A 5056-nucleotide genomic window follows, 5' to 3' on the forward strand; every position below is an offset into this window, starting at 1 on the left:
CTGGAGGACGTCAACTGCCGGTCGCGGTTCCTGATCCGGGATCGGGACGGGAAGTTCCCGCGGCTGTTCGACGCCGTCCTCAAGGACGCGGGTATCGAGGTGATGCTCAGCGGCGTCCGGATACCGAGAGTGAACTCGATCATGGAGCGGTGGGTGCGGACCTGCCGACGAGAACTGCTGGACCGCACATTGATCTGGAACCAACGCCATCTCCTGCACGCACTACGCGAGTTCGAGACGTTCTACAACGAGCACCGGCCGCACCAGGGCCTCGCGAACGCCCGCCCCCTCCACCCGCTGCCCGCTCCGATCGAGGACCCGGACCGGATCGCCCGTCTGGACATACGACGGCGAGCGCGGCTCGGCGGCACCCTCCACGAGTACCGACATGCGGCCTGACCAGCATGGATGAGGTATTCGGCAAGCACACTGTCGGTGACCACCACCCGCGGCACCGTGCGGGTCGTCTGGAGCAGTGTGCGGAAGAAGCGCCGGGCCGCAGCGGTGTCCCGCCGGTTCTGTACGAGGATGTCCAGGACGGTGCCGTCGGCGTCGACGGCCCGCCACCGGTAGTGCGGCTCTCCGTTGATCTTGATGAAGACCTCGTCCGGGTGCCACGTGTCCCCGGGCCGGGGCCGGCGTCGGCGCAGCGCGCCGGCGTAGGCCTGCCCGCACTTCGCGCACCACCGCCGGACGCTCCCGTAGGACACGATCACGCCGCGGGCGAGCATCAACTCCTCGACCTCGCGGAAGCTGAGCGGGAAGCGGAAGTACCGCCACGCGCAGTGGGAGATGATCTCCGCCGGGTACCGGTGGCCCTGGTACGACGGCGGCGCGGACGACACGAGTGAATCCTCCCCGGCACGATCAACCACAAGATCATCCCACGCCGGTCAGCCAACGTGACAACGCCCTACCGTGACCTCTCGGGGCACGTCCAAGGAGTGCGTCGCGGCGGGTCATCCGGGTACGAGCACGGCGGCGCCGCTGACCCGGTCGGCGGCCAGGTCCCTCAGAGCCTGGTCGGCACGGCTCAACGGATACGGGCTAACGGTGACCCGCATACCGATCCGCGCGGCCGTGTCCAGGAAGTCGCGGCCGTCCTGCCGGGTGTTGGAGGTGACGCTGCGCAGATTCCGCTCTTCGAAGAGGTGACGGCGGTAATTGAGCACGGGGATGTCGGTGAGATGGATGCCCGCCACGGCGAGCGTTCCCGAACGGTCCAGTGCCTCCAGTGCTACGGGCACCAGATTCCCTACCGGTGCGAACAGGATCGCCGAATCCAGTGGTTCGGGCGGGCGGTCGTAGGCGCCGCCCACGGAGGAGGCGCCCAGGTCGAGGGCGAGTTCACGGGCCCGTGCCGAACGGGTCAGCACGTGCACGGTTGCTCCTTCGGCCAGGGCGACCTGCGCCGCCAGATGGGCCGAGGCCCCGAAGCCGTAGATCCCGAGCCGGCCGTTGGGTGGCAGGGCGCTGCGGCGCAGAGCCCGGTAGCCGATGATCCCGGCACACAGCAGCGGTGCCAGCAGCACGGCGTCCTGGTCGTCCGGGAGCGCGTGGGCGTAGTCCGCCGGAACGAGGGTGACATCGGCGAAACCGCCGTCCGCGTCCCAGCCGGTGTAGAGGGAGGCCGGGCAGAGGTTCTCGCGACCGGCCCGGCAGTAGCGGCATCGGCCGCAGGTGCTGCGCAGCCACGCCCCACCGGCTCGGTCGCCGACCCGGAACCCCGTGACGGACTCGCCGACGGCGGCCACGCGGCCGACGATCTCATGACCGGGAACGGTCGATGCCCGGTGCGGGCGCAGGTCGCCTTCGGCAAGGTGCAGGTCCGTGCGGCAGACGCCGCACGCCTCGACCCTCAGCAACAGCTCACCAGGCCCCGGCGAGGGCACGGTACGCCGCACGGACACCAGTGGGCCGTCCGCGATCGGACCAGGACTCTCGACAGCCCACCCGGTCAGCATGTTCGAAGCCGACGCGCGCACCATGCTCCCAGCCTGGCGCCGGCCGGCAGGTCCGGCAAACGCTCGCCGCAGAACGGCAGGCCGCAACCGCACGCCGCTTGGTGTGGCAACGGCCCTCGGCCGTTCGGGCGGCACTGTCATGCTGGCTGGCCGGGTGGGATGATCTTCGGGTTGATCGTGCCGGGGAGGCTTCGCTCGTGTCGTCCGCGCCGCCGTCGTACCAGGGCCACCGGTACCCGGCGGGGATCATCTCCCACTGCGCGTGGCGGTACTTCCGCTTCCCGCTCAGCTTCCGCGAGGTCGAGGAGTTGATGCTCGCCCGCGGCGTGGTCGTGTCCTACGGGAGCGTCCGGCGGTGGTGCGCGAAGTGCGGGCAGGCCTACGCCGGCGCGCTGCGCCGACGCCGGCCCCGGCCCGGGGATAAGTGGCACCCGGACGAGGTCTTCATCAAGATCAACGGCGAGCTGAAGTGCCGGTGACGGGCCGTCGACGCCGACGGCACCGTGCTGGACATCCTGGTCCAGAACCGGCGGGACAAGGCCGCGGCCCGGCGCTTCTTCCGCAGGCTGCTGAAGAAGACCCGCTCGGTGCCGCGGGTAATCGTCACCGACATGCTCCGCTCCTACGGCGCGGCCCACCGCCAGGTGATGCCCTCCGTCGAGCACCGCTCGCACCAGGGCCTGAACAACCGGGCCGAGAATTCCCACCAGCCCACCCGGCAGCGCGAACGCACGATGAAGGGCTTCCGCAGCGTCGGCGGGGCACAGCGGTTCCTGGCCGCGTTCGGCGGCATCTCACCCCACTTCCGACCCCACCGCCACCTGATGACCGCCCCCGGCCACCGCGCCGAGATGACCGTCCGCTTCGCCCTCTGGGACCAGATCACCGGCGTTGTCGGTCGGTCCACCACGGCCTGACCCCAGGCCCGAAGCGCAGGCCCACCACGCCCCGACGCGCCCTTGGATACTCACACACCCAACAACGTGACAACGCCCTCTCTGTCGCCGCTGTCGGCGGCATCTTGCTGCTGCACCGGATAACGCCCCGCCCACAACGAGAATCGACACACATAGCTCTTGTCGCAGATGTCAACGGCATCCCCGCCAAGGTGCGGATAACACATGGTGCCCTTGCCGAGAGCTGGGACAGCGGCGCGTCCGCGTGGACGGCGCAGCGTCGCGAGGCGTACGCCAACGACTAGGGCGCGGCCACGAGCCTGGTGGCGGTCACCGCCCGCTCGAACCGGTCCAAGGCAGACCAGGACCCCGCCGAGTGGTTGCCGCCGGCTGCCGGGCTGCACTGTCGGTACGTTGCGGAGTGGGTGGCCACTAAGCTCCGCTGGAGCCTTGCGGTCGACGAAGCCGAAGTGACAGCCCTGGGTGAGGTGGCGGCCGGCTGCTCCGACCAGACCGTGACCTACGAGCCGGCCTCATAATCCGTTCGGGTGGCTGACGGCCAGGCCGCCGGCTGCCTGGGACAGTGCCGATCTCGATGCGCGCGGGCTACCAGGATCTCACTTCAGTCCCGTGGGAGGGCCGGGCTGCAGGATGATTCCTTCATGGCGACGGGGGAAGAACCGGAGAGCTCGGCGACGACCGAGCAGCGGCTGATCGGCGGGCGTTACCGGCTGACCGAGCGGTTGGGCGCCGGCGGCATGGGCACGGTCTGGGCGGGCTGGGACACGATCGTGGACCGAGAGGTTGCCGTAAAACAGGCGCTCACGGCGGCCGTCGGGCCCCTGGCCGCGCGGATTCTGCGGGAAGCTCGGGCGGCGGCGCGCGTAGAACATCCGGCTGTAGTCACCGTGCACGACGTAGTGATGGAAGACGGCCACCCGTGGATCGTCATGGAGCGGGTGCACGGAGAGTCGCTCGCAGACCGCCTTGACCATAACGGAGCCTTGCCCGAACGCGAAGCAGCCCGGATCGGTATGGCGGTCACGGAGGCACTTGCCGCCGCACACGCGCGCGGGGTGCTGCACCGGGACGTGAAGCCCGGCAACGTCCTGCTCGGCAGTGGCGGCAGAGTCGTCTTGACCGACTTCGGCATCGCCTACATCGTGGGCGAGGAATCGCTGACCCAAGCCGGGGAGTTCGTCGGCTCGCTCGCCTACACCGCCCCCGAACGGATGAGCGGAAAGCGGCCCGGACCCGCCTCGGACATGTGGTCCCTCGGCGTCCTCCTCTACGAAATGGTGGAGGCCACGTCACCGTTTCGGCGAGCGTCGATGGAGGCTACGGTCGGCGCGGTGCTCACGGGCAAGATGCCGCCGCTCCGCCGGGCCGACGCGCTGGCACCCTTGATCAAGGCTCTGCTGGTCACAGATCCCGCCGCCCGCCCGACGGCTCGAACGGTCATCGAAGCGCTGCGCGCAACGGCCGGATCCGCCAAACCGGTGAGCAAGTCCGCCGCGCCAAGATCCCGGCAGCGGACGCGATGGGCGGCCGCGCTGCTGAGCACGGCTGTGGTGGCGGTCATCACGCTGCCGCTCCTGGAACGATTCGACGACGACTCTCCGTCCTCCCCCTTCGCCTCAGCACACCCCACGCCCACGAACTCACGGAGTTCCTCGCAAACTGGCGCCAAGGGCTACGAGCACGTCTCACAATCCGGATTCGAGCTGGAGGTCCCCGCAGGATGGCGGCACCACGACAAAAACGCCAGCGCCCAGTACCGCTACACCAAGGGAGAGTACGAACTGATCGTGGTCCCAGGCCGTGACGCCGTCGCGAACTACGCCAAGAACCTCATGATTTATCAGCGAGAGTACGAGCCGGAACTGCAGCCGTACCGGGACTCGACGTGGGCCACAAGCACCGGTTTGACCGCGATCGAAGTCAGCGGATACCGAGGCGTAGGAGGCCAGTTCACCTGGGAGGTCGAGGGCGAGGAACGAATCGTCCTCAACCGCGCTCTGGATATCGACGGCCGTATCCACCTGCTGGTGGCCATCGGGCCTGAAGCTGCACGAGACACGGTGAACCGGTTCTACGATCACGCGGCCAAGACGTATAAGAGGATGTCTCACGTGGTGAGTTTTGCGAGCTTCTTGTAGCAGGTCAGGGCCGCCGCGAGTCCGAGGAAGGCCAGGA

Annotated in this window: 3 protein-coding genes and 3 pseudogenes; 4 read left to right on the forward strand and 2 right to left on the reverse strand. The window is 68.9% G+C overall.

Annotated features, from left to right (window positions below):
* On the forward strand, window positions 1-399 hold a 399-nt coding region (locus AOK11_RS45670; RefSeq protein WP_157869501.1), incomplete at its 5' end, for an integrase core domain-containing protein.
* Window positions 400-425: 26 nt separating this feature from the next.
* On the opposite strand, the pseudogene AOK11_RS32720 reads toward AOK11_RS45670, so the two are convergent.
* Window positions 426-845: pseudogene (locus AOK11_RS32720) on the reverse strand (IS6 family transposase); the annotation flags it as partial.
* A 114-nt stretch (window positions 846-959) separates the two neighbouring features.
* Window positions 960-1961: a zinc-binding alcohol dehydrogenase family protein gene (locus AOK11_RS32725; protein WP_420903036.1), complete on the reverse strand. Its 1002-nt coding sequence runs from the start codon at window positions 1959-1961 to the stop codon at window positions 960-962.
* 200 nt (window positions 1962-2161) lie between these two features.
* On the opposite strand from AOK11_RS32725, the pseudogene AOK11_RS32730 reads away from it, so the two are divergent.
* From AOK11_RS32730 to AOK11_RS32740, 3 genes and pseudogenes are all read left to right on the forward strand, one after another.
* Window positions 2162-2881 (forward strand): annotated as a pseudogene (locus tag AOK11_RS32730) (IS6 family transposase).
* A 212-nt stretch (window positions 2882-3093) separates the two neighbouring features.
* A pseudogene (locus AOK11_RS45675) lies at window positions 3094-3399 on the forward strand (GmrSD restriction endonuclease domain-containing protein); the annotation flags it as partial.
* 123 nt (window positions 3400-3522) lie between these two features.
* The gene (locus AOK11_RS32740; protein WP_055597306.1) at window positions 3523-5019 is read left to right on the forward strand and encodes a serine/threonine-protein kinase; all 1497 of its coding nucleotides are present in this window, start codon (window positions 3523-3525) and stop codon (window positions 5017-5019) included.
* Window positions 5020-5056 lie beyond the last annotated feature (37 nt).

The sequence above is a fragment of the Streptomyces hirsutus genome (assembly GCF_001418415.1).
GTDB classification, from domain to species: domain Bacteria; phylum Actinomycetota; class Actinomycetes; order Streptomycetales; family Streptomycetaceae; genus Streptomyces; species Streptomyces hirsutus.